The following is a 19,815-nucleotide window of genomic DNA, read 5'->3' on the forward strand; positions in this document are numbered from 1 at the left end:
GGCTATGGCCTACTTGACGGCGCCGGCTGTCATGCCGGACTTCCAGTACCGCTGGAGCATCAGGAAGAGGACGACCAGCGGAGCCACGGACACCAGTGATCCGACGACTGCCAGGAGGTAGTCCTGCGGGTGCCCCTGGGAGAGCGCGGAGGAGTACCAGACATACAGTCCGAGGTTGACCGGGTAGAGCTTCTGGTTGGACAGCATCACCAAGGGCAGGAAGAAGCTGTTCCAGATCTGGGTGAACTGGAAGAGGAAGATGGTCACGAAGGCGGGCGCGAGCATGGGGAAAGCGATGCGGCAGAATGCCTTGAACTCGCCGGCGCCGTCCATCCGGGCTGCCTCCAGAACCTCGTTGGGGACGTAGGCCGCGCTGAGGACACGGGCCAGGTACACGCCGAACGGGAAGACCAGGCCGGGGACGAACACGGCCCAGAAGGTGTTCACCAGGCCGACCTTGGCGGCGATCAGGTACAGCGGTATGGCCATCGCCGTTCCGGGCACCATCACGCCCAGCAGGACGAAGGCGAAGAGCTTTTCCTTGGCGGGGAAGGCCAGTTTGTCGAACGCGTACCCGGCGGCCACGCTGAACACCGTGGCCAGCAGCGCGCCGGCTCCGGCGTACAGGACCGTGTTGGCCATCCAGCGCACGTAGATGCCGTGGTCGGCCTTGAACAGGTGCCCGAGGTTGCCGAGGAGCGCGAAGTGGTGGCCCGGTGCGAAGCCGTTCGTGGCGAAGAGGTCCTGGCGGCTCTTGGTGGACGAAAGCACCAGCCAGAGCATCGGCAGGAGTGTGTAGAGGGTGGCGAGCCCCAGCATCGCTGTCACGCCGGCCTTGGACAGCAGAGCCGAGGGACGCTTCCGGGGACGCCGGGGGGTGTCCTTGGCGGTGCCGCCCCCGCGGTTGTCGCAGTCCGGGGCCGCAGCGGGCGCCGGGACGCTGAGTGTCGTGGACTTGGTCACGGCTGGCTCCTGCTGCGCGAAAGGCGGGTCACGAGGAACGACAGCGCCGCGGCGAACACCGCGATGAGCAGCGAGGCAGCCGCGGCCAGGCCGAAGTCGTTGTGGGTGAAAGCCGCGGTCTGTACGTACATATTGGGCGTCCAGCTGCTGCCGATCGAGCTGGAGGCGCTGTAGATCACCTTGGGCTCCGTGAAGAGCTGGACCGAACCGATGACGGTGAACAGCACGGACAGCGCGATGGCCGGGCGGATCATGGGCACCTTGATCGACAGGGCGGTACGGATGCCGCCGGCCCCGTCGATCGTTGCCGCGTCAAGGGTCTCGCGCGGTACCGACTGGAGTGCGGCGTAGAAGATGACCATGCTGTACCCGATCCACTCCCAGACGGCGATGTTCGCCGCGGAGAACACCGCGTTGTCCGCCGACAGGAAGCTGATGTCGAAGCCGCCGTGGCTGAGGAGATCGATCACCGGACTCAGGCCCGGCGTGTACAGGTAGACCCAGATGAGCGCCGCGATCAGGCCGGGCACCGCGTGCGGCAGGAACAGGGCCAGTTGGAAGAAGGCCCGTGCCCTGACGAGTGCCGAGTCCAGGAGGAGAGCCAGGACGAGCGCGCCGCCGATCATCACGGGGATGTACACCGCGACGTAGGCGGCGATGGTGATGAACCCGTCACGGAAAGCCGGGTCCGACAGTGCTTTGGTGTAGTTGTCCAGGCCGGCGAAGACGTCCTTGCTGCCGCCGAAGCCAAGACCGGACGTACGGGTGGTGAACAGACTCAGCCGGCCCGCGTAGACCAGCGGGGCGAGGGTGACCACGGTGAAGAGGACGAAAAACGGTGCCAGGAGCAGCGCGGCAGTACGGCGCTGTGCACGGGCTGACGGGCTTGCCATACCGGCCTTCCTCATAGGGAACGGAAAAGTGCGGGGCAGGGCGGATGCACACCCCGCCCAACGGGGCGTGCATCGGGCCCCAGCAGGGGTGCGCGGTCTACGGGGCGACCTTCATACCGCGGTGCTTGATGTCCTCGACGGTGGCCCGTTGCGCGCCGGTGAGGACGTCGGAGAGCTTCACGTTGCCCTCGGCCACCTTCGGCAGCCCGTCGGTGAGGGCCGTGTTCGTGGTTCCCATGACCGGGCCCCAGGTCCAGTCCGGCACCACCGCCCCGTAGGACTTGCTGCCCACTGCATAGACGTCCTGGCCACCGAAGTAGCCCGTGGGGAAAGCCGCTTTGGCGACTGGGACGAGCCGGGGGTCGGCGGGGAACATACTGCTGGTGCCGTCGAATACCCACGCCTTCATCCCCGCAGGGTCGGTCGTGATCCACTTGATGAACTCCGCGGCGGCTCCGCTGTTCCTGGCACCCTTGGGAATGACGAAGGACGAGCCGCCGTACATGGCGGAGGCCGGCTTGCCGTCCCAGGTCGGGACCGGGGCCACCGACCACTTGCCCGACTGGTCGGGGACGGTGGCCTGCTGGGATCCGGCGCACCAGCTCGCACAGACATAGGCGACGGTGCGGTTCTGCTGGACGCTGGTCCAGAACGGGTCGAGCGTGCTCAGCGACCGGACGAGCCCCTGCCGGGCGAGACCACCCCAGTAGTCGGCCACCTTGCGGGACGGGGCATCGTCGAGCGATACCTTCCATGCGTCCTTCTGCGTACCGAACCACCGCGCTCCGGCCTGCCAGGACAGTGCACTCAGCAGTCCGGGGTTGTCGGTGTACATGACCCCGCCGCGGGCCTTCGAATCGGCCTTCTTCACCTGGACGGTCATGTCCCGGTACTCGTCCCACGTCTTGGGGACGTCGATGTTGTTCTTCTTGAAGAAATCCTTGCGGTAGTACAGCATCAGCGGCGCGGCATCACGAGGAACGCCCCACGTCCGGCCCCCCAGCTCGACCAACCGGCTTACCGACGCCGGGAAATGGGATTTGACCAGGGAGCCGAGGGGCTTGTCCAGGCTCTCCAACTCGCCCTGGGTGGCGAACTCCGGCAGCTGCGGGTACTCGATCACCGCGACGTCCGGGACCGTGCCGGCCTTCACGGCGTTGGTGAGCTTCGAGTAGTACTCCTGGCCCGAAGGCACCGACTCGAAGTGCACTTTGATACCGGGGTGGGTCCGGTTGAATGCCTCAGCCACCTTGTCGGAGCCCTTGACGAAGGACCAGAAAGTGACCTCACCGGTCTTCTTGTCCGACGCGGACCCCCCGTTGTCCGCGCCTCCGCATCCCGTACCGAGCAGGCCGAGTGCCACGACGGAACAGACCAGAGCTGGCAGACGTCTATAAAACATGCGGTGTCACCGATCGTTCGCTGGGGTGTCACCGCAATCATTCGATACAGACGACAGACAGTCAATACATCTGCTTTCGTTTGCTTGACACGAAAGCAATACGGCATCACATGCTGGTCGCTCTCAGACGCCGGTCCGGCGGTCGGCGCCACAGGACGCACGCACTCGCAGCTCCGGCCTGAGCAGCATCTCCGCCAGCGGTGTGGCAGGGTCGGCCAGCCGGCGCACCGCCAGATCGAGGGCCCACGCACCCACCGCCTGCTTGGGCGGCGCCACCGCGGTCAGCGGGACCTCGCTCAGCTCGGCGACCTCGTCGTCGTAGGTGACCAGGGCCAGGTCCTCCGGCACCCGCACACCCCGGGCCCGCAGGATGCCGACGAGGGCAATCGCGTCGATGTCGTTGTGCACCAGCGCCGCCCGGACCTCTCCTGCTTCCACGGCCCGGACCACCTCCTCGAAGCGCCCGTCGACCGGAGCCGCATCGCCGCTGGTGGTGATGCGGTACTCGGGCCCCGGCGTGAGTCCCATGGTTTCCACGGCGTCGGCGTATCCGGCGCTGAGGAGAGCCGTGTTGGGGCTCTCCACCCTGGCGACCAGGGCCACCCTGTCGTGTCCGAGCCCGGCCAGGTGCCGTACCGCGAGCGCCGCACCGTAGGCATGGTCCGAGGCCACCTGCTCCAGCCGGCCGGCCATCAGCCCGGCCCGGCGCTCCACCAGCACGACCGGCACATCGAGACCGCTCAGCCACTGTTCGGCCTCGTCCAGAGGGCTCAGACCCGGGTGCGGCATCAGCAGCAGGCTGTCGATACCACCGGCCATGAGCTGGCGGACCTGCTCCTGGTGCTCCGACAGCGACTCCCCCGATACGGCCAGTACGACACGGACACCGCGCCCCCGTGCCGCGCTCTGGACACCGCGGATCACCTCCGCGTAGTAGTACCCGCCCGGAGGCACTACCAGGCCGATGCTGTGCCGTTCCCCCGCGTCCGGCAGAGCGGGGGCACGGACCTCGGCCGCTGCCGGGACCGCGGTCGGGGTCAGGGCCCTCGCCCCGCCGTGCACACGGGCCAGCAGTCCGCGGTCGGCCAGCTCCCGCACGTCCTGGCGCAGGGTGACGGCGGAGACGCCCATCTCCGCCGCCAGTTCCTTGACTGTGATCGAACCCTGGCGCTCCACAGCGCTCAGGATCGCTTGCCGCCGCTCGTCGGCCAACACCTTGGGTCCCCTCTCGGTAACGAGTGAGTCATCCGCTTTCACTCGACAACCGAAAGATATCAATCAAAGGCAGGTACTGGCTTGGATCGACAGATGTGCTGGCCGGCGGCTGTTCAGTACGACGGCTGTCGTGTCAGTACGACGGCCTGTCGTCGACCTCGACGAGGTTGTGGTCGCGCAGTGTGTAGAGCATGCCCTTGTATACGTTGAGGTGCGGACCGCTGTACCAGACGCCATTGATGTCGGCGACTACGGTACTCACGGCGAATGTCCTCGGGTGGAAACGGAAGAGCGTGGTGTCCGAGACGCCGTAGACCACGCCACGGTTGGTGACCATCGCGGCGAACCCCTTGCTGACATCTCCCACATCAGCGGTGTGCACCACCTTGCGGGTCCGCACATCGATGACGAACAACCCGCCCCCCGTGGTGAGTCCGTAGAGGTTGCGGCCCTGCACCGCCAGGGCCGCAACACCCGCCTCCTGCTTCGGATCGACCCGCCACTTCTCCTTGCCCGTGACCGGATCGACGGCGACGACAGTGGCGCGCGGTCCCTGCTCGGAGGCGCTGTCGCCGCCCAGATAGGCGACACCGTTCCGGTTGGCCACCGCTCGCACGAGCTGGACGTCATCGATCGGATTGACGTAGGAGGCCGATGTGCCGCTCCTCGGCGAGTACGTCCACAGCGCGCCGCCTCCCTCGGTGTCGGACTGCACACCCACCAGGAGCAGTTGATTGTCCGGGTCCCACGAGGTGTCCAGCGGCCGGTTCTGCTCACTGGGGAAGTGCGCGGCCTGCTGCGGCTGGCGTCGCCCGGCAGGGTCGTACCGCCAGATGCCCTGAGCGTCGTACTGGCCGGTGTACAGGCAGCCTTCGATCACCTCGGCGTCCTTCGCCTCACCGGGTGCCTGCAGGTTCACAACCTCGCCGGTCTTCAGATTGCGCCGGGAGATGGCGCCGTTGCCTCCGAGGTAGACGTAACCGCGTCCGGCGGCAACCCCCATACCGGCTTGCGGACTGGCGGGCGCGCCTGCCTTGTCCAGTTGGGTGACCACCGAGGTACCCGCCGACAGATCGATCTCGGCGACGAAGCCGTAGCCCGAGACGACCTCAAGCTTTCCGTCGAGTTGGTCCAGGCCCCAGATCTCACCGAGATCCGTCCCGTCGAACTCCAGCGGGGAGACCTTCTTGTCCGCCTTCGAGTAAGCCTGCACGCCCGACTCGGAGGCGAAGTAGATACGGTCGTCATCGGCGGTGAACGACTTGATGGTGGTGCCCGTGGTGGACAGCACGGTGTACGAGGAGAGATCGTCCAGGTCCATCACCGCGAGCTTCGCGGGATCGACGCCGCCCGAAGTGCCGACGATCAAGTGCCCGTCCAGAACGGCCAGTTCGCGCAGACTGGGGTCCTTTTCCATCTCCTTGGGCACGACCGAGGTGAACGTGTGCTTCTTCCGGTCGAAGGCGAACAGCGATGCCTTGCTCGCGCCGCCCCCGCCGGAGAGGATACTGCCCGCCCCGAAGAAGACGGTGGTATCCGTGGCCGCGACCGCCCTGGCCAGGGTCGCCTTCGGGTCGGGGACGCCCCGGTCGGTGACGGCGCCGGTGGCCGGGTCGTACTCCCACAGAATGGGCGCCTTGTCCGGGAGACCGCCCACGGCGTACACCGTGCCGTCGGGTGCGACCGCCAGATCACGGATGTCGCGGTCCCCGGTTCTGCCGACGGCCACCGCGGGCTTGTCGGGCGTCTTCAAGTCCCAGCGGAAGAGGTTGGGTTTGCCCTCATCCGCCTTGACCAGGACGCCGATGTAGAGGTATTGGCCCGTGGAGTCAGCGGCGAGCGCCTGGATGGAGGGCTCGGGCCCCGCACCGAGGGCGGTGTGCGACACCACCTTCCGGCTCGGCAGATGGAAGCCGCTCACTCCTGCGGGACTCACATTGCGGGAGCCTATGTAGACGGTGTCAGCGACCAGCAGCCCGCTCATCAGTGAGATCTGGACCAGGCCCGGCCCCAGATCGGTCACCGCCGTCCGGGGAGGCCGGCCGGTGGCGGCAAGTGCCGGGGAGGTGACGAGGGATTCGGCCGCCGTCGCCAGCCCGAGCGCACCACCGGCCTGGATCAGCCGGCGCCTGCTGAGAAACGGATGATCCGTCATGTGTACTCCTGGGGGTATGGGTTCTGCGGGACGGCGTCAGGACAGGTTGAAGATGCGGATGTCGTCGTGCTGGACGATCCGCGTGGGGACGTCGCCTTTGTCGATCGACTGCGAGGGCCGGTAGAGCCCCCACTTGATGTAGCCGTGGTCGGCCGGGTTCCCGGGCTGATAGGTCCGCACGTTCTCGTACGAAGCGGCCGACTTGTAGTCGGACTGCCCGGGAAGCTGCACGGAGACCCGGAAGTACCCGGTGTTGTCGGTGGTCCAGCGCGCGTCGATGCGGAAGTTCATCCACTTGTCGATACTGGGACGGAGATCCGCCACCACCGTCGTCTGGCGGTTCAGGTGCGGGGAGCGGAACGCCACCTCGTTGCGCTTCGTCATCAGATAGAAGGCCGGGACGTTGCCGCCCGCGTATTTGCCCTGGAAGATGATGTCGCCCGACTCGCTGTCCCCCGGCTTGAACGGCTGCCAGTCCTTCAGCAGAACGCTGAACTCGTAGCGCTGCGTGTCACCCACGTTGAACTGCCCGTTCTTGAGCAGGTCCGTCGCGGTCTCGCTGCGCGGTGCGCCGTTCGACTCGTATCCGGGGTCGCCGAGCGTCACCTTGTGCTGGACCGCGTACGAGCTCGCCCGTCCTGGCCGTACGACGCCCGAGGCGTCCGGGGCCGTCGCATGGGTGGTGGTCAGTCCCTTCACTCCCGAGTCCAGGGTGCCGCTCTCATAGTCCACCCCCAGAACCTGCTTGGCGGTCTGCGCGGCCACCGGCCTGGTGCGCAAGGTCCCTTGCTGGGCTGCCGCCTGAGACTGGGACAGCAGGAAGGGAACTGTCAGCGCTGCCGCACAGAGGGAGATCGATACCTGGCGAAGCTTGGTCATTCTGCTCCTCGACATCGTGGTATTGCGCATGAACCTGGACAAGTAGTCGTCACACAGGGGGTGAAACGACAGCACTTGAACGTCGAATGACGGCGTTCGCGCTCGTGCATGCTGGCACGGTTACGAACGATACCGAAAGACAGGCGACATCAATCCGTCAAATCCCTGCGCGTCACTCCTTGTTGACCATGTAATTGACGGCTTGTCGCCCCTCATGACCATCGAAGCGGATCCCGCCTGTCCACACGGCACGCTTCGTTCGAAGATTTACGAAGCAGAATGATGCGTGCGCACCGCGCGGCGCGATCCATCCAATCCACACGCGGGAGCTCGGGCCCGCCGATAATGGCGCCGTGGCTCCGAAGGACAGGAAACTTCTGGCGCCCCTGACGTTCGCCGTCATCGGGGCGCTCGCACTGCTGGGTTACGCCTCCCAGGCCGAGACCAGCAGTGCGCAACGGCATGCCGACACCAGCCCCGGGATGCCCGGTGCCGCGGCGCGCGAGCAGGACCAGCCGCGGGCGGCGCGGACCGCTGACGGCACCGCGTACACCCCTCTGAGAACGCAGCAGAACGCCCGGGTGGGCGCGCTGTTCGAGAAGGACGACAGCGGTGATCACTTCTGCACCGCGAGCGTCGTGACCAGTCCGGGCCGGAACATGCTGGTCACCGCCGCGCACTGTGCTTTCGACAGTGACGGGACACCCAGGGACGATCTCGTCTTCGCCCCCGCCTACCGGTCCGGCGAGAAGCCCGCCGGGCTGTGGAAAGTCCGCAAGGTCGTCGCTGACGACCGCTGGGCCCAGAACGGGAACCCGGACCTCGATGTCGCCTTCCTGATCCTCGGCAACAACGACGGCAAGCGGATCCAGGACGTCCTCGGCGGCAACGCACTCGGGATCAACCGGGGCTTCCAGAACAAGGTCAAGGTGACCGGCTACCCCAACAACCGGGATACGCCGATCTCTTGCCGCAACCGCACCACCCGGTTCAGCAGCACACAGATGCGGATCCACTGCACCAACTTCGCCGGTGGCACGAGTGGCAGCCCCTGGGTCGTCGACGGCGCGTCGAGCGCCGGCACGGGCACGGTGATCGGTGTCCTCGGCGGGTACGAACGCGGCGGCGACGAGGACGACGTGTCCTACGCCGCGTACTTCGGCAACAGCGTCGCCCAGCTCTACCAGCAGGCCAGGGCCCAGGACTGAGACAAGCTGATACGGACTGGACTCGGCGGGACTCGGCGGGGCTGGGGCCGTCGGACCGGAACCCGGAACCGCCGCGGCGCATCCGCTGGTCAGGGTCGTCGCGGTGGCACTTCTGCAACACCTCGCCGCACGGCTGGCGGAGCCCGCCCCGCGCCCCGCGTGGCCCGACCGCGCATGCGGAAGCTCCGTAAAGCCACCGCACAATCCCATCGAGAGCAGACGGTGAGCAGCAGCGGGGAGCGGTAAGCAGCGCCGGGCCCCGCGCCTCGCCAGGCAGCGCCCAGCACCTCCGAAGGGGCGGACCGACTCGGTCCGCCCCTTCGGCGTCGGGATCTCCCCTCCCCTCCGCCCTGCGCCGGTCACCCCTTGCATCACATACACCTGGGGGGTATATATGGAGGCGTTATTTATACCCCCCAGGGGTATGGACCGCTTTCAAGCCCGAGGAGCAAGCCATGGGGACCCCAACGACTACGGCGGGCACCGCCGCGGTCGAGCTCGCGATCGGCGGGATGACCTGCGCCTCATGCGCGGCCCGGATCGAGAAGAAGCTCAACCGCATGGACGGCGTCGAGGCGACCGTCAACTACGCGACCGAGAAGGCGAAGGTCACCTTCGCCGAGCACGTCGACGTCACGGACCTCATCGCCACCGTCGAGGCGACCGGCTACACCGCCCAGGAACCCCCTCGGCCCTCGGCCTCCGGCGAGTCCGCCGGACCGGCCGAGCAGGAGAGCGACACTCTGGCCCCGCTGCGTCAGCGGCTGGTCACGGCCGTGGTGCTCGCGGTCCCGGTGATCGCCATGGCGATGGTCCCGGCCCTGCAGTTCGACTACTGGCAGTGGCTGAGCCTCACCCTGGCCGCGCCGGTGGTCACCTACGCGGCCTGGCCCTTCCACCGCGCCGCGTTCACCAACGCACGGCACGGCGCCGCGACCATGGACACACTGATCTCGGTCGGCACATCGGCGGCATTCCTGTGGTCGCTGTGGGCGCTGTTCTTCGGCACCGCCGGAACCCCCGGAATGCGGCACTCCTTCGAATTCACGATCGCCCGGGGCGACGGCGCCGGGAACATCTATCTGGAGGCCGCCGCGGGCGTCACCGCGTTCATCCTCGCCGGGCGGTATTTCGAGGCACGCTCCAAGCGCAGGGCCGGTGCCGCGCTGAAGGCCCTCCTCGAACTCGGCGCCAAGGAGGTCACCGTCCTGCGCAACGGCCGGCAGGAAACCATCCCGACCGCCGAACTGCAGGCTGGGGACCGGTTCCTGGTCCGGCCGGGCGAGAAGATCGCCACGGACGGTACGGTCGTGGAGGGCGCGTCGGCCGTTGACGCGTCGATGCTCACCGGTGAGTCCGTCCCGGTCGAGGTCGCGGTCGGCGACACCGTCACCGGCGCGACGCTGAACGCGGGCGGCCGGCTCGTCGTCGAGGCCACGCGGGTCGGCGCCGACACCCAGCTCGCCCGGATGGCGAGGCTGGTCGAGGACGCGCAGAACGGCAAGGCAGCGGCCCAGCGCCTCGCCGACAAGATCTCCGCCGTCTTCGTCCCGGTCGTGATCGCACTCGCGCTCGGCACCCTCGGCTTCTGGCTGGGCACCGGCTCCGGCCTGACAGCCGCGTTCACCGCGGCGGTCGCCGTGCTGATCATCGCCTGCCCCTGCGCCCTGGGGCTCGCGACCCCGACCGCGCTCATGGTGGGTACGGGGCGTGGCGCCCAGCTCGGCATCCTGATCAAGGGACCCGAAGTCCTGGAGACCACCCGCAAGGTCGACACGATCGTCCTCGACAAGACCGGCACCGTCACCACCGGCCGGATGACCCTGCTCGCCGTGCACACCGCGGACAGCACCACCGAGTCCGAAGTGCTGAGGCTGGCGGGGGCGCTGGAGAACGCGTCCGAGCACCCGATCGCCCAGGCCGTCGCCACCGGAGCCACCGAGCGGACCGGCCCCCTGGCCACCCCCGAGGACTTCGCGAACGTCCCCGGCCTCGGTGTGCAGGGCGTCGTGGACGGCCATGCCGTCGTCGTCGGCCGCGAGCAGCTGCTCAAGGACTGGGCCATGGAGCTGCCCACCGGGCTGGGCCGCGCCAAGCACGCGGCGGAGGCGGCGGGCCGTACGGCGATCACGGTCGCCTGGGACGGCGAGGCCAGGGCCGTCCTCGAAGTGGCCGACGCCGTCAAGGAGACCAGCGCCGAGGCGATCCGCAGGCTGCGTGCGCTCGGTCTCACCCCGATCCTGCTCACCGGCGACAACACGGCCGTCGCCAGGTCCGTGGCCGCCGAGGTCGGGATCGACGAGATCATCGCCGAGGTCATGCCCGAGGACAAGGTGGCCGTCGTCAAGAGACTGCAGGCGGAGGGCCGCAGCGTCGCCATGGTGGGTGACGGCGTGAACGACGCCGCCGCCCTCGCCCAGGCCGATCTGGGCCTCGCCATGGGCACCGGTACGGACGCCGCGATCGAGGCGGGCGATCTCACCCTCGTACGGGGTGATCTCACCGCCGCTGCCGACGCCATCCGGCTCTCCCGCCGCACACTGGGAACCATCAGGTCCAACCTGTTCTGGGCCTTCGCCTACAACGTGGCAGCCATCCCGCTGGCCGCGAGCGGCCTCCTCAACCCGATGATCGCCGGAGCCGCCATGGCCTTCTCCTCCGTCTTCGTCGTCGGCAACTCCCTGCGGCTGCGCCGCTTCCAGGCCGCGTGAACGGGGCGTGACGGACGAGATGGCCACGCTCAGCGGCCGGCTCTCGTCTCATTGCGATACGAGAGGGACCGCCCGCCCGCCGGGCGGTTCAGCCCGCGGCGATGTGCTGCCGCTCGGACGCGACCGCCAGGTCCGCCTCGATCCGGGCGACCGCCGCCGCCAGGGCGGGCAGAACGGTTTCGAGGAACTGCTGCCGGGTGGCGCGGCCCGCGTGCTGCGAGACGTTGACGGCCGCCACGGCGCGCCCCAGTCGGTCTCGGAGCGGCATCGCGACGGAGCGCAGCCCCTCCTCCAGCTCCTCGTCGACCAGGGCGTGACCCTCGCGCCCGACGGATTGGAGGATGTCGGCCAGGGCCACGGCGGACCGTACGGTGTGCCGGGTGAACGGCTCGAATCTGATGCGCGCCAGCCGGGCTGCCTGTTCCTCGGCGGGCAGGTCCGCGAGGAGGACCCGGCCCATCGAGGTCGCGTAGGCGGCGAACCGGGTGCCGACGGTGATGTCCACACTCATGATCCGGGCCGTCGGCACCCGCTCCACATAGCGGATCTCGTCGCCGTCGAGGACCGCGATGGACGCCGACTCCCTTACCCGGCCCGCGAGTTCGGCGAGGTGCGGCCGGACGATCTCACCGAAGGACAGCCGGGACAGCCGGGCGTAGCCGAGTTCGAGTACGCGCGGGAGCAGGGTGAAGAGGCCGCCGTCGGCGCGCACATAGCCGAGGTACTGGAGGGTGATGAGGGCGCGGCGCGCGCTGGCACGCGGGAGGGCGGCGGCTCCGGCGACGGCGGTCAGGCTCATGCCGCCGCGGGCCGAGCCGAGTGCCCGCAGCACGGTGAGCCCCCTGGCCAGCGACTGGAGGAACTCCGGACCCAGCTCCGCCTTGAGCCCGCTGTCCACCGCTCCGTCAGCGGGGGCGGGAGCGGCGGACTGCGGCGCGGAGCCGGCGGACTGCGTACGCAGCGCCTCCTCCATGACCGCGGCGGCCCGCCGAAGGCGCGGCAGGGCGTGCTCGCGGAGTGTCCGCGCGGTGTGGCGGCTGGTGTGGCTGACGACGCTCAGGGCGCAGACGGTGGCCCCGGACGGATCGCGGACGGCGTGCGCCACGGCGACCAGGCCGGGTTCGATCAGCTGGTCGTCGAGCGACCAGCCGGTGGTGGCCGCCTCGCGGACCCGCGTACCGAACGCCGCTTCGGTCACGCCGGGCGCGGACGGCGCGACACGGGGCGGCACGGCGGGAAATCCGGTGTCCAGCGGGTCCTCCCGACGGCGGGCCAGCCACCGCTCGCGGTCGGTCTCGTCCCATCCGGCGGCGAAGACGGCCCCGGGCGCGCAGCGCTCGGCCGGCAGCAGGTCGCCGATCCGGAAGGCGAGTGACATGGCGCGCCTGCGGGTGGCCTGCGTGATGAAGCGGACCCCGTCGCCGTCGGGTACGGCGATCGAGACGGACTCGTCCAGCTCGTCGGCGAGGGCGACCGCGTACGGCTCCAGGGCGTCCGGCAGTCCGCACGAGGTCAGGTAGGCGTTGCCGAGTTCCATCAGCCGGGGGGCGAGCAGCAGATCGCGGCCCTCGGTGCGGAGATGGCCGAGCCTGGCCAGTGTGACCGCGATCCGGTCGACGGTGGAACGCGCGAGTCCGGTCGTGCGGGCCAGGTCGCCGGCGCGCCTGCGGGGGTCCGGGTCGGCGGCCATCACACGCAGCACGGTCAGGCCGCGCTCCAGCGGGCCGAGCGCCTCGCCGGGTGCGGCGAGTGCCGCTGCGGACTCCCGCGTGGCCTGCGGCATCGCCTTACCTCCTTGGAGCGGTCACCGGGCCGGTGACGCTGGGAAAACCGTACCCGGAGGCGTTGACAGAGCCGAAAGCTCGGCGGACACTCAAGCCCAGGCAATTATGAACGAAAGTTCACTGGGCGAACAGAGGCTTTCATGGGCACGTTCGCGGCACCCGCTGCCGGGTACCGGCCCGCACGCTCTCCGTAACCCCCGGTACCGGAAAGGCAGCCGTCCACCATGCCGCTCACCCAGCCCGACATTTCGCGCGAGATCGCCCAGGAGCACGAGGCGTACGTCAGCTCCGGCGCGGTCCGCCACCATCCGTCCCGTGGCTACGCGCCCTACCGCAGCACCGTGCTCCGCCACCCCCGGCAGCCCCTGGCCGTCGTCCGGGACCCGGAGGCGGTGGAGCTGTCGGGTCCCGCCTTCGGCAGCACGGATGTCACCGCACTGGACGCCGACCTGACACGGCAGCACCCGGGCGAGCCGCTGGGCGAGCGGATCACCGTCACCGGCCGTGTCCTGGACCGCTCCGGCCGCCCGGTGCGCGGCCAGCTGGTGGAGATATGGCAGGCCAACGCGTCGGGACGCTACGCCCACCAGGGCGACCAGCACCCGGCGCCGCTCGACCCCCACTTCACCGGCGCGGGCCGCTGCCTGACGGGTGATCAGGGCCGGTACTCCTTCACCACCGTCAAACCCGGCGCCTATCCCTGGCGGAACCACGCCAACGCCTGGCGCCCGGCCCACATCCACTTCTCGCTCTTCGGCACGGCCTTCACCCAGCGGCTGGTGACCCAGATGTACTTCCCCGGCGACCCGCTCTTCGCCTACGACCCCATCCTGCAGTCCGTCACCGACGACGACGCCCGGGAGCGGCTGGTCGCCCGTTACGAGCACGAACTGTCGTGCCCCGAGCAGTCGCTGGGCTACCACTGGGACATCGTCCTCGACGGCCCCGCCGCCACCTGGATCGAGGAAGGCCGATGACCCCGCTCCCCACCCCCTCCCAGACCGTGGGCCCCTTCTACGGATACGCGCTGCCGTTCCCCGGCGGCCCCGAGATCGCCCCGGCCGGGCACCCCGGCACCCTCACCGTGCACGGCTTGGTCGTCGACGGCGCGGGCGAGCCGGTCCCCGACGCGGTACTGGAGTTCTGGCAGCCGGCCCCGGACGGTTCCAGGACCGGGGCGCCGGGCTCGATGCGTCGCGACCCGGTGACCGGAGGCCATCTCGGCCGCGACGGCCTCACCTTCACCAGCTTCGGCCGGGTCGCCACCGACACGGACGGCCGGTGGGCTGTGCGCACCCTGCCGCCCGGTGGCGTGCCGTATCTGTCGGTCTGTGTCTTCGCCCGCGGACTGCTGCACCACCTCTACACTCGGATCTACCTCCCCGGGGACTCCACCGGGAGCGACCCGCTGCTCGCCTCGCTCGACCCGGACCGCCGGCGGACTCTGGTCGCCGCCGAAACGGCGCCGCGCACCTACCGCTTCGACATCCGCCTGCAGGGCGCCGAGGAAACGGTCTTCCTTGACTTCCGCTGAACACCCCACCGGCCGGCCCGCCAAGCAGCCCGCCGACCGGCCCATGGAATCCGTCGCCGCATTCGGCACCGAAGATCCCGCCGGACATCCCGCAGACGGCGAGCGGGCAGCGGCCGATGTCGGTCTGCTCGATCCGGTACGGGCCGGGTCGGCCGTCGAAGCGGCCACCGGCGACCGCGCCCTGCTGCAGGCGATGCTCGACGCCGAAGCCGCCCTGGCCCGCGCGCAGGCGGCGCTCGGCCAGATCCCGCCGTGGGCGGCGGCCGAGATCTCGGGCGCCGCCCGCGCCGAGCGGTTCGACGTACGTGATCTCGCGCTGCGCGCCCGCCGGGGCGGCAACCCGGTGATCCCGCTCGTCGCCGACCTCACCGCCGCCGTGTCCGCCGAGGCCGCACCGTATGTGCACCGGGGCGCCACCAGCCAGGACATCGTCGACACCGCGGTCATGCTGGCCGTGGCCCGCAGTCTGCCGGGCATCGTCGGGGATCTGCACCGGACGGCCGGGGCCCTGGAGCAGCTGGCCGCCCGGCACCGGGCGACCCCGATGGCGGGGCGCACCCTCACCCAGCACGCCGTCCCCACGACTTTCGGGCTCAAGGCGGCGGGCTGGCGCAGTCTCGTACTGGACGCCGCCGACCGGCTGTCCGCGCTGCGGCCGCCGGCTCAGCTCGGCGGCGCCGCCGGGACCCTGGCGGCCTTCGACGTGCTGGCCGATGAGCCCGGCAGCGGACCCCGGCTGCTCGCCGCCTTCGCGCGTGAACTCGGCCTTTCCGCACCCGACTTGCCCTGGCACACCCTGCGTACCCCGGTCGCCGACGCGGGCGGGGCCCTCGCCTTCACCTCGGGCGCGCTCGGTAAGTTCGCCGCCGACGTGCTCGTACTCTCCCGTACCGAGATCGGCGAACTGGCCGAGGGCGGCGGAGGCGGCTCGTCCGCGATGCCCCACAAGAGCAACCCCGTACGGGCGACCCTGATCGCGAGCGCGGCCCGCCGAGCACCCGCGCTCGCCTCCGTGCTGCTGGGCTCGCTGGCCGCCGAGGACGAACGGCCCTCCGGTGCCTGGCACGCCGAGTGGCAGCCGCTGCGCGATCTGCTCAGGATCACCGGCGGGGCGGCCCTGCTCGCGGCCGGACTCAGCGACGGGCTCACGGTGTTCACCGACCGGATGGCCGCCAATCTGGGGCTCACCCAGGGCCTCGTGGTCAGCGAACGGATCGCCGCCGAGCTGGGCCGTCTGCTCGGCCGTGGCCCGGCCCGGGAACTGCTCACCCGGGCCGCCCGGCGGGCCGCCGCCGATTCGCTCGCTCTGGCCGACGCGCTGCGGGCGGAGCCCGCCCTGGACGGCCTGATCACCCACGACGAACTCCGCGAACTCACCGACCCGGCCCGGTACTCGGGCTCGGCCGCCGCCCTGACCGACCACGCCCTGCTGCGCATGCCGGCCGACAGGCCGCGTGCCCCCCCGCCCCGGTCGGGCCGGGCCCGCGGGACTCGAACCGTCCGACCCCGACGAAGGGCGCCAGCCGTGACCTCTCTCCCCCACCATCTGCTCGACGGCCCGGACGACGGCCCCCCGCTGATCCTCGGGCCTTCCCTGGGTACGTCGGTGTCGGTCTGGGCGGCCCAGGCCACCGCCCTCGGCCGCACCCACCGGGTGCTCCGCTTCGATCTGCCCGGCCACGGCGGCTCGCCCGCCGGGCTGCTCCCGCAGGACGGCTCGGCGACCGTCGCCGGCCTGGCGGGGCTCGTCCTGCGGCTGGCCGATGCCCGGGGCTGGGACCGGTTCGGGTACGCGGGGATCTCGCTCGGCGGGGCCGTCGGCGCGTACCTCGCGGCGCACCACCCGGAACGGGTCACCGCGCTCGCGGTGGTCTGCTCGTCCGCCCGCTTCGGCGACCCGGCCGGCTGGCGTGAGCGCGCCGCACTCGCCAGGGCCGAAGGGACCGCGGCCCTCGCGCCGGGTGCGCCGGGGCGCTGGTTCACGCCCGGCTTCGCGGGCTCACCTGCCGCCGCCGGTATGGTCGCGGACCTGTGCGCCGCCGACTCGGGCGGATACGCGGCCTGCTGCGACGCGCTGGCCGCGTACGACCTCCGGGACGCGCTCCACCGTATCCACGCACCCACTCTGGTGGTCGCCGGGCGCGATGACCCCGTCACTCCCCCGGCCCACGCCAGGGAACTCGCCGACGGTATCCCCGGTGCCGCCCTGCTCGAACTGCCCGGCGTCTCCCATCTCGCCCCGGTCGAGCAGCCGGAGCCCGTACTCGCCGCGCTCCAGGCACACTTCGCCGCCCGGGCCGACGACGACGCATCGCGCCGTGCCGCGGGGATGGCTGTGCGCAGGGCCGTGCTGGGCGACGCCCATGTGGGCCGCGCCACCGCACGCGGTACGCCCTTCACCGCCGCCTTCCAGGACCTCATCACCCGCTACGCGTGGGGCGAGATCTGGACCCGGCCCGGCCTCGACCGCCGGACGCGCAGCTGCGTCACGCTCACCGCGCTGGTCGCCCACGGGCAGTTGGACGAGCTGGCCATGCACGTCGACGCGGCGATCCGCAACGGGCTGACCCGCGACGAGATCGGCGAGGTGCTGCTGCAGAGCGCGGTCTACTGCGGCGTTCCCGCCGCGAACGCGGCCTTCGCCACCGCCCAGCGCGTCTTCGACGAGCTCGACAGAACCGGCTGAGACCCGCCGCGATCCCCCGTCCTGCTTCTCTCTCCGTCCCAGGAGTCCGTATGCGCACACGCGTCGGCATCATCGGCGCAGGCCCGGCCGGTCTGCTGCTGTCCCATCTGCTCCACCGCCAGGGCATCGACAACGTCGTACTGGAACTGCGCACCCGGGAGTACGTCGAACAGCGCCAGCGGGCCGGAATCCTCGAACACGGCACCGTCGAGGTGCTGCGGGCCTCGGGGGCTGGAGAGCGGATGGACCGTCAGGGCAACCCGCACCGGGGCATCGAGCTGCGGTTCGACCGCCGCTCCCACCGCATCGACCTCACCGCGGGCACCGGTGGGCGGTCGGTGCTGGTCTACGCGCAGACCGAGGTGGTCAAGGACCTCATCGCGCTGCGCGAACAGGCCGGTGGCGCCGTGCTCTTCGAGGCCGAGGCGCTCTCCGTCGACGGGATCGACACGACGGCCCCGTCGATCCGCTTCCGCCACGGAGGGGCCGAACAGACCCTGGACTGCGACATCGTGGTCGCCTGCGACGGCTTCCACGGCATCGGCCGCCGCGCGATGCCGGACGGCGTCCTCACCGTGACGGAGCGCGCCTATCCCTTCGCCTGGCTCGGCATCCTGGCCGATGTGCCGCCCTCCTGCGACGAGTTGATCTACGCCCATCACGAGCGCGGTTTCGCCCTGCACAGCATGCGGTCCCCACAGGTCAGCCGCCTCTATCTCCAAGTGGATCCGGCCGACAGCACGGAGAACTGGCCGGACGAGCGGATCTGGGACGAACTCGACACCCGCTTCGAGACCGACGACGGCTGGAAGCTCGCGCGCGGGCCGATCACCGAGAAGGGCATCACACCGATGCGCAGCTTCGTGGCGGAGCCCATGCGCCACGGCCGGCTCTTCCTGGCCGGGGACGCGGCCCACATCGTTCCGCCGACCGGCGCCAAGGGCCTCAACCTCGCCGTCGCCGACGTGACGCTGCTGGCGCGGGCCCTCGCCCACTGGCACACCCGGCGGGACGAGGCCCTGCTCGACGCCTATTCAGAGACCGCGCTGCGCCGCGTCTGGCGGGCCGAGCACTTCTCGTACACGATGACCGGCCTGCTGCACACCGACCCCGCGGCCACCGGCTTCGACCGGCGGCTCCAACTCTCCCACCTGCGCTACCTGACCTCGTCCGCCGCGGCGTCGGCCTCACTCGCCGAGAACTACACCGGGCTGCCCGTCGTCTGACCCCGCGCAGGTGGGAGCGGTGCGGGGCTACTTGACGGCGACCGGGTTGACCGGTGAGCCGACGGCCCCGGTGATGGGCAGCGGGGCGGCGGTCAGCCAGAACTCGTACACCCCGTCCCGCGAGCAGTCGTCGGCCAGCGCGTCCAGGTCCCACATCTCACCGACCAGCAGCCCCATATGGGGAATCACGACCTGGTGGAGCGGCTGGAAAGCGTTGTCGAACTCGTTGGGGCGGACCTCGAAGCCCCAGGTGTCGGTGGCGATGGCGGCGATCTCGGTACGGTGCAGCCAGCCCGCGGTGGTGAAGGACAGGCCCGGGGACGCGCCACCCGCGTAATCGCCCCAGCCCTCCCGGCGGGCCCGGGTCAGCTGTCCTGTCCGTACGAGCACGATGTCACCGCGGCCGACCGTCACACCGTGCGCCTCGGCGGTCGCGGCCAGGTGGTCCTCGGTGATGGCGAAACCGTCGGGCAGCTCATCGTCCGGCTGTCCTGCCCCGCGTCCGGCCCCGTGTCCGGCCTCGCGTCGGGCCCCGTGTCCGGCCTCGCGTCGGGCCTCGTGTCCGGCCTCGCGTCGGGCCTCGTGTCCGACGACGCGGCCGACGTCGAGCAGGACGCCGCGCCCCGCCACATGGGGCGCCATGTGCTCGATCCCCGTGACCATGTCGCCGGCCGATGTGACGACCTTCTCGGCCGCGCGCCCGTTCCACGCCCTGCCGTGGTCGAAGATGTGCCCCAGCCCGTCCCACTGGGTGGAGCACTGCAACGGCATGGCGATCGCGTCGTCGGCACCGCCGAATCCGTGCGGGAAGCCCTGGTTGCCCAGCGCGGCGTCGGTGCCGGTCTCCAGCATGGTGTGGACCGGGTTGGTCCGCCGGCGCCAGCCCTGCTGCGGGCCGTCCATGTCGAAGGACTGCGAGAGCGAGAAGCTGACTCCCCTGCGTACGAGTCCCGCGCCTTCGCGCCGCTTGGCCGGGTCGAGGAAGTTCAGCGTGCCGAGAACGTCGTCCTCGCCCCAACGGCCCCAGTTGGAGCAGACCTCGGCGGCCTCGGCTATCGCTGTCCCGGGGTCCTCGCGGTTGATCACTCTCATGCCTCCTGGGCCATACGGAAGGTGCGCTGTGCACCGGTCATCCATATGGTCCCGTCCCCGGCCCCGC

14 protein-coding genes and 1 pseudogene are annotated in these 19,815 nt (G+C 70.4%); 7 read left to right on the top strand and 8 right to left on the bottom strand.

Annotation, left to right across the window (positions count from 1 at the left end):
• Positions 1 to 9: 9 nt before the first annotated feature.
• From OG510_RS02975 to OG510_RS03000, 6 genes are all read right to left on the bottom strand, one after another.
• Positions 10 to 963, bottom strand: coding sequence for a carbohydrate ABC transporter permease (locus OG510_RS02975; protein ID WP_406135069.1), 954 nt, complete (start codon positions 961 to 963; stop codon positions 10 to 12).
• A complete protein-coding gene (locus tag OG510_RS02980; RefSeq protein WP_406135070.1) occupies positions 960 to 1,856 on the bottom strand; it encodes a carbohydrate ABC transporter permease in 897 nt (298 codons plus the stop codon). The genes OG510_RS02975 and OG510_RS02980 overlap by 4 nt, the downstream gene beginning before the upstream one ends.
• Positions 1,857 to 1,953: 97 nt before the next feature.
• Positions 1,954 to 3,219: an ABC transporter substrate-binding protein gene (locus OG510_RS02985; RefSeq protein ID WP_406135071.1), complete on the bottom strand. Its 1,266-nt coding sequence runs from the start codon at positions 3,217 to 3,219 to the stop codon at positions 1,954 to 1,956.
• A gap of 162 nt (positions 3,220 to 3,381) precedes the next feature.
• Positions 3,382 to 4,515, bottom strand: coding sequence for a LacI family DNA-binding transcriptional regulator (locus OG510_RS02990; protein WP_406135072.1), 1,134 nt, complete (start codon positions 4,513 to 4,515; stop codon positions 3,382 to 3,384).
• Between the two features lie 91 nt (positions 4,516 to 4,606).
• Complete coding sequence (locus OG510_RS02995) at positions 4,607 to 6,628, bottom strand: PQQ-binding-like beta-propeller repeat protein (RefSeq protein WP_406135073.1); 2,022 nt, start codon at positions 6,626 to 6,628, stop codon at positions 4,607 to 4,609.
• Between the two features lie 36 nt (positions 6,629 to 6,664).
• Positions 6,665 to 7,507: a heparin lyase I family protein gene (locus OG510_RS03000; protein ID WP_406135074.1), complete on the bottom strand. Its 843-nt coding sequence runs from the start codon at positions 7,505 to 7,507 to the stop codon at positions 6,665 to 6,667.
• Between the two features lie 353 nt (positions 7,508 to 7,860).
• Between OG510_RS03000 and OG510_RS03005 the strand changes: the two genes are divergently transcribed.
• Both OG510_RS03005 and OG510_RS03010 read left to right on the top strand, forming a co-directional pair.
• Positions 7,861 to 8,715, top strand: coding sequence for a trypsin-like serine peptidase (locus OG510_RS03005; RefSeq protein WP_406135075.1), 855 nt, complete (start codon positions 7,861 to 7,863; stop codon positions 8,713 to 8,715).
• Positions 8,716 to 9,170: 455 nt separating this feature from the next.
• A complete protein-coding gene (locus OG510_RS03010; protein WP_406135076.1) occupies positions 9,171 to 11,426 on the top strand; it encodes a heavy metal translocating P-type ATPase in 2,256 nt (751 codons plus the stop codon).
• A gap of 88 nt (positions 11,427 to 11,514) precedes the next feature.
• Here the strand turns inward: OG510_RS03010 and OG510_RS03015 are convergent, their stop codons facing one another.
• The gene (locus OG510_RS03015; RefSeq protein ID WP_406135077.1) at positions 11,515 to 13,209 is read right to left on the bottom strand and encodes an IclR family transcriptional regulator C-terminal domain-containing protein; all 1,695 of its coding nucleotides are present in this window, start codon (positions 13,207 to 13,209) and stop codon (positions 11,515 to 11,517) included.
• A gap of 225 nt (positions 13,210 to 13,434) precedes the next feature.
• Between OG510_RS03015 and pcaH the strand changes: the two genes are divergently transcribed.
• The 5 genes and pseudogenes from pcaH (at position 13,435) to OG510_RS03040 (ending at position 18,656) form a co-directional block, all read left to right on the top strand.
• Complete coding sequence (gene pcaH, locus OG510_RS03020; RefSeq protein ID WP_406135078.1) at positions 13,435 to 14,187, top strand: protocatechuate 3,4-dioxygenase subunit beta; 753 nt, start codon at positions 13,435 to 13,437, stop codon at positions 14,185 to 14,187.
• Positions 14,184 to 14,744 (top strand): protocatechuate 3,4-dioxygenase subunit alpha, encoded by a 561-nt coding sequence (gene pcaG / locus OG510_RS03025; RefSeq protein ID WP_406135079.1) that lies wholly within the window; start codon positions 14,184 to 14,186, stop codon positions 14,742 to 14,744. Before pcaH ends, pcaG begins: the two co-directional genes overlap by 4 nt.
• Positions 14,745 to 14,787: 43 nt before the next feature.
• Positions 14,788 to 16,179: pseudogene (gene pcaB, locus OG510_RS03030) on the top strand (3-carboxy-cis,cis-muconate cycloisomerase); the annotation flags it as partial.
• 90 nt (positions 16,180 to 16,269) lie between these two features.
• Complete coding sequence (gene pcaC / locus OG510_RS03035; protein WP_406142285.1) at positions 16,270 to 17,430, top strand: 4-carboxymuconolactone decarboxylase; 1,161 nt, start codon at positions 16,270 to 16,272, stop codon at positions 17,428 to 17,430.
• Positions 17,431 to 17,480: 50 nt separating this feature from the next.
• On the top strand, positions 17,481 to 18,656 hold the full coding sequence (locus OG510_RS03040; protein WP_406135080.1) for a 4-hydroxybenzoate 3-monooxygenase: 1,176 nt from the start codon (positions 17,481 to 17,483) through the stop codon (positions 18,654 to 18,656).
• A 27-nt stretch (positions 18,657 to 18,683) separates the two neighbouring features.
• On the opposite strand, the gene OG510_RS03045 is transcribed toward OG510_RS03040, so the two are convergent.
• A complete protein-coding gene (locus OG510_RS03045; RefSeq protein WP_406135082.1) occupies positions 18,684 to 19,748 on the bottom strand; it encodes a cyclase family protein in 1,065 nt (354 codons plus the stop codon).
• Positions 19,749 to 19,815 lie beyond the last annotated feature (67 nt).

This window comes from Streptomyces sp. NBC_01089 (genome assembly GCF_045162975.1).
Taxonomy (GTDB): domain Bacteria; phylum Actinomycetota; class Actinomycetes; order Streptomycetales; family Streptomycetaceae; genus Streptomyces.

Coding starts and splice junctions, on each gene's coding strand:
- OG510_RS02980 (WP_406135070.1), bottom strand. CDS start 1,856: ATGGCAAGCCCGTCAGCCCGTGCACAGCGCCGTACTGCCGCGCTGCTC.
- OG510_RS02995 (WP_406135073.1), bottom strand. CDS start 6,628: ATGACGGATCATCCGTTTCTCAGCAGGCGCCGGCTGATCCAGGCCGGT.
- OG510_RS03000 (WP_406135074.1), bottom strand. CDS start 7,507: ATGACCAAGCTTCGCCAGGTATCGATCTCCCTCTGTGCGGCAGCGCTG.
- OG510_RS03010 (WP_406135076.1), top strand. CDS start 9,171: ATGGGGACCCCAACGACTACGGCGGGCACCGCCGCGGTCGAGCTCGCG.
- OG510_RS03015 (WP_406135077.1), bottom strand. CDS start 13,209: ATGCCGCAGGCCACGCGGGAGTCCGCAGCGGCACTCGCCGCACCCGGC.
- pcaH (WP_406135078.1), top strand. CDS start 13,435: ATGCCGCTCACCCAGCCCGACATTTCGCGCGAGATCGCCCAGGAGCAC.
- pcaG (WP_406135079.1), top strand. CDS start 14,184: ATGACCCCGCTCCCCACCCCCTCCCAGACCGTGGGCCCCTTCTACGGA.
- OG510_RS03040 (WP_406135080.1), top strand. CDS start 17,481: ATGCGCACACGCGTCGGCATCATCGGCGCAGGCCCGGCCGGTCTGCTG.
- OG510_RS03045 (WP_406135082.1), bottom strand. CDS start 19,748: ATGAGAGTGATCAACCGCGAGGACCCCGGGACAGCGATAGCCGAGGCC.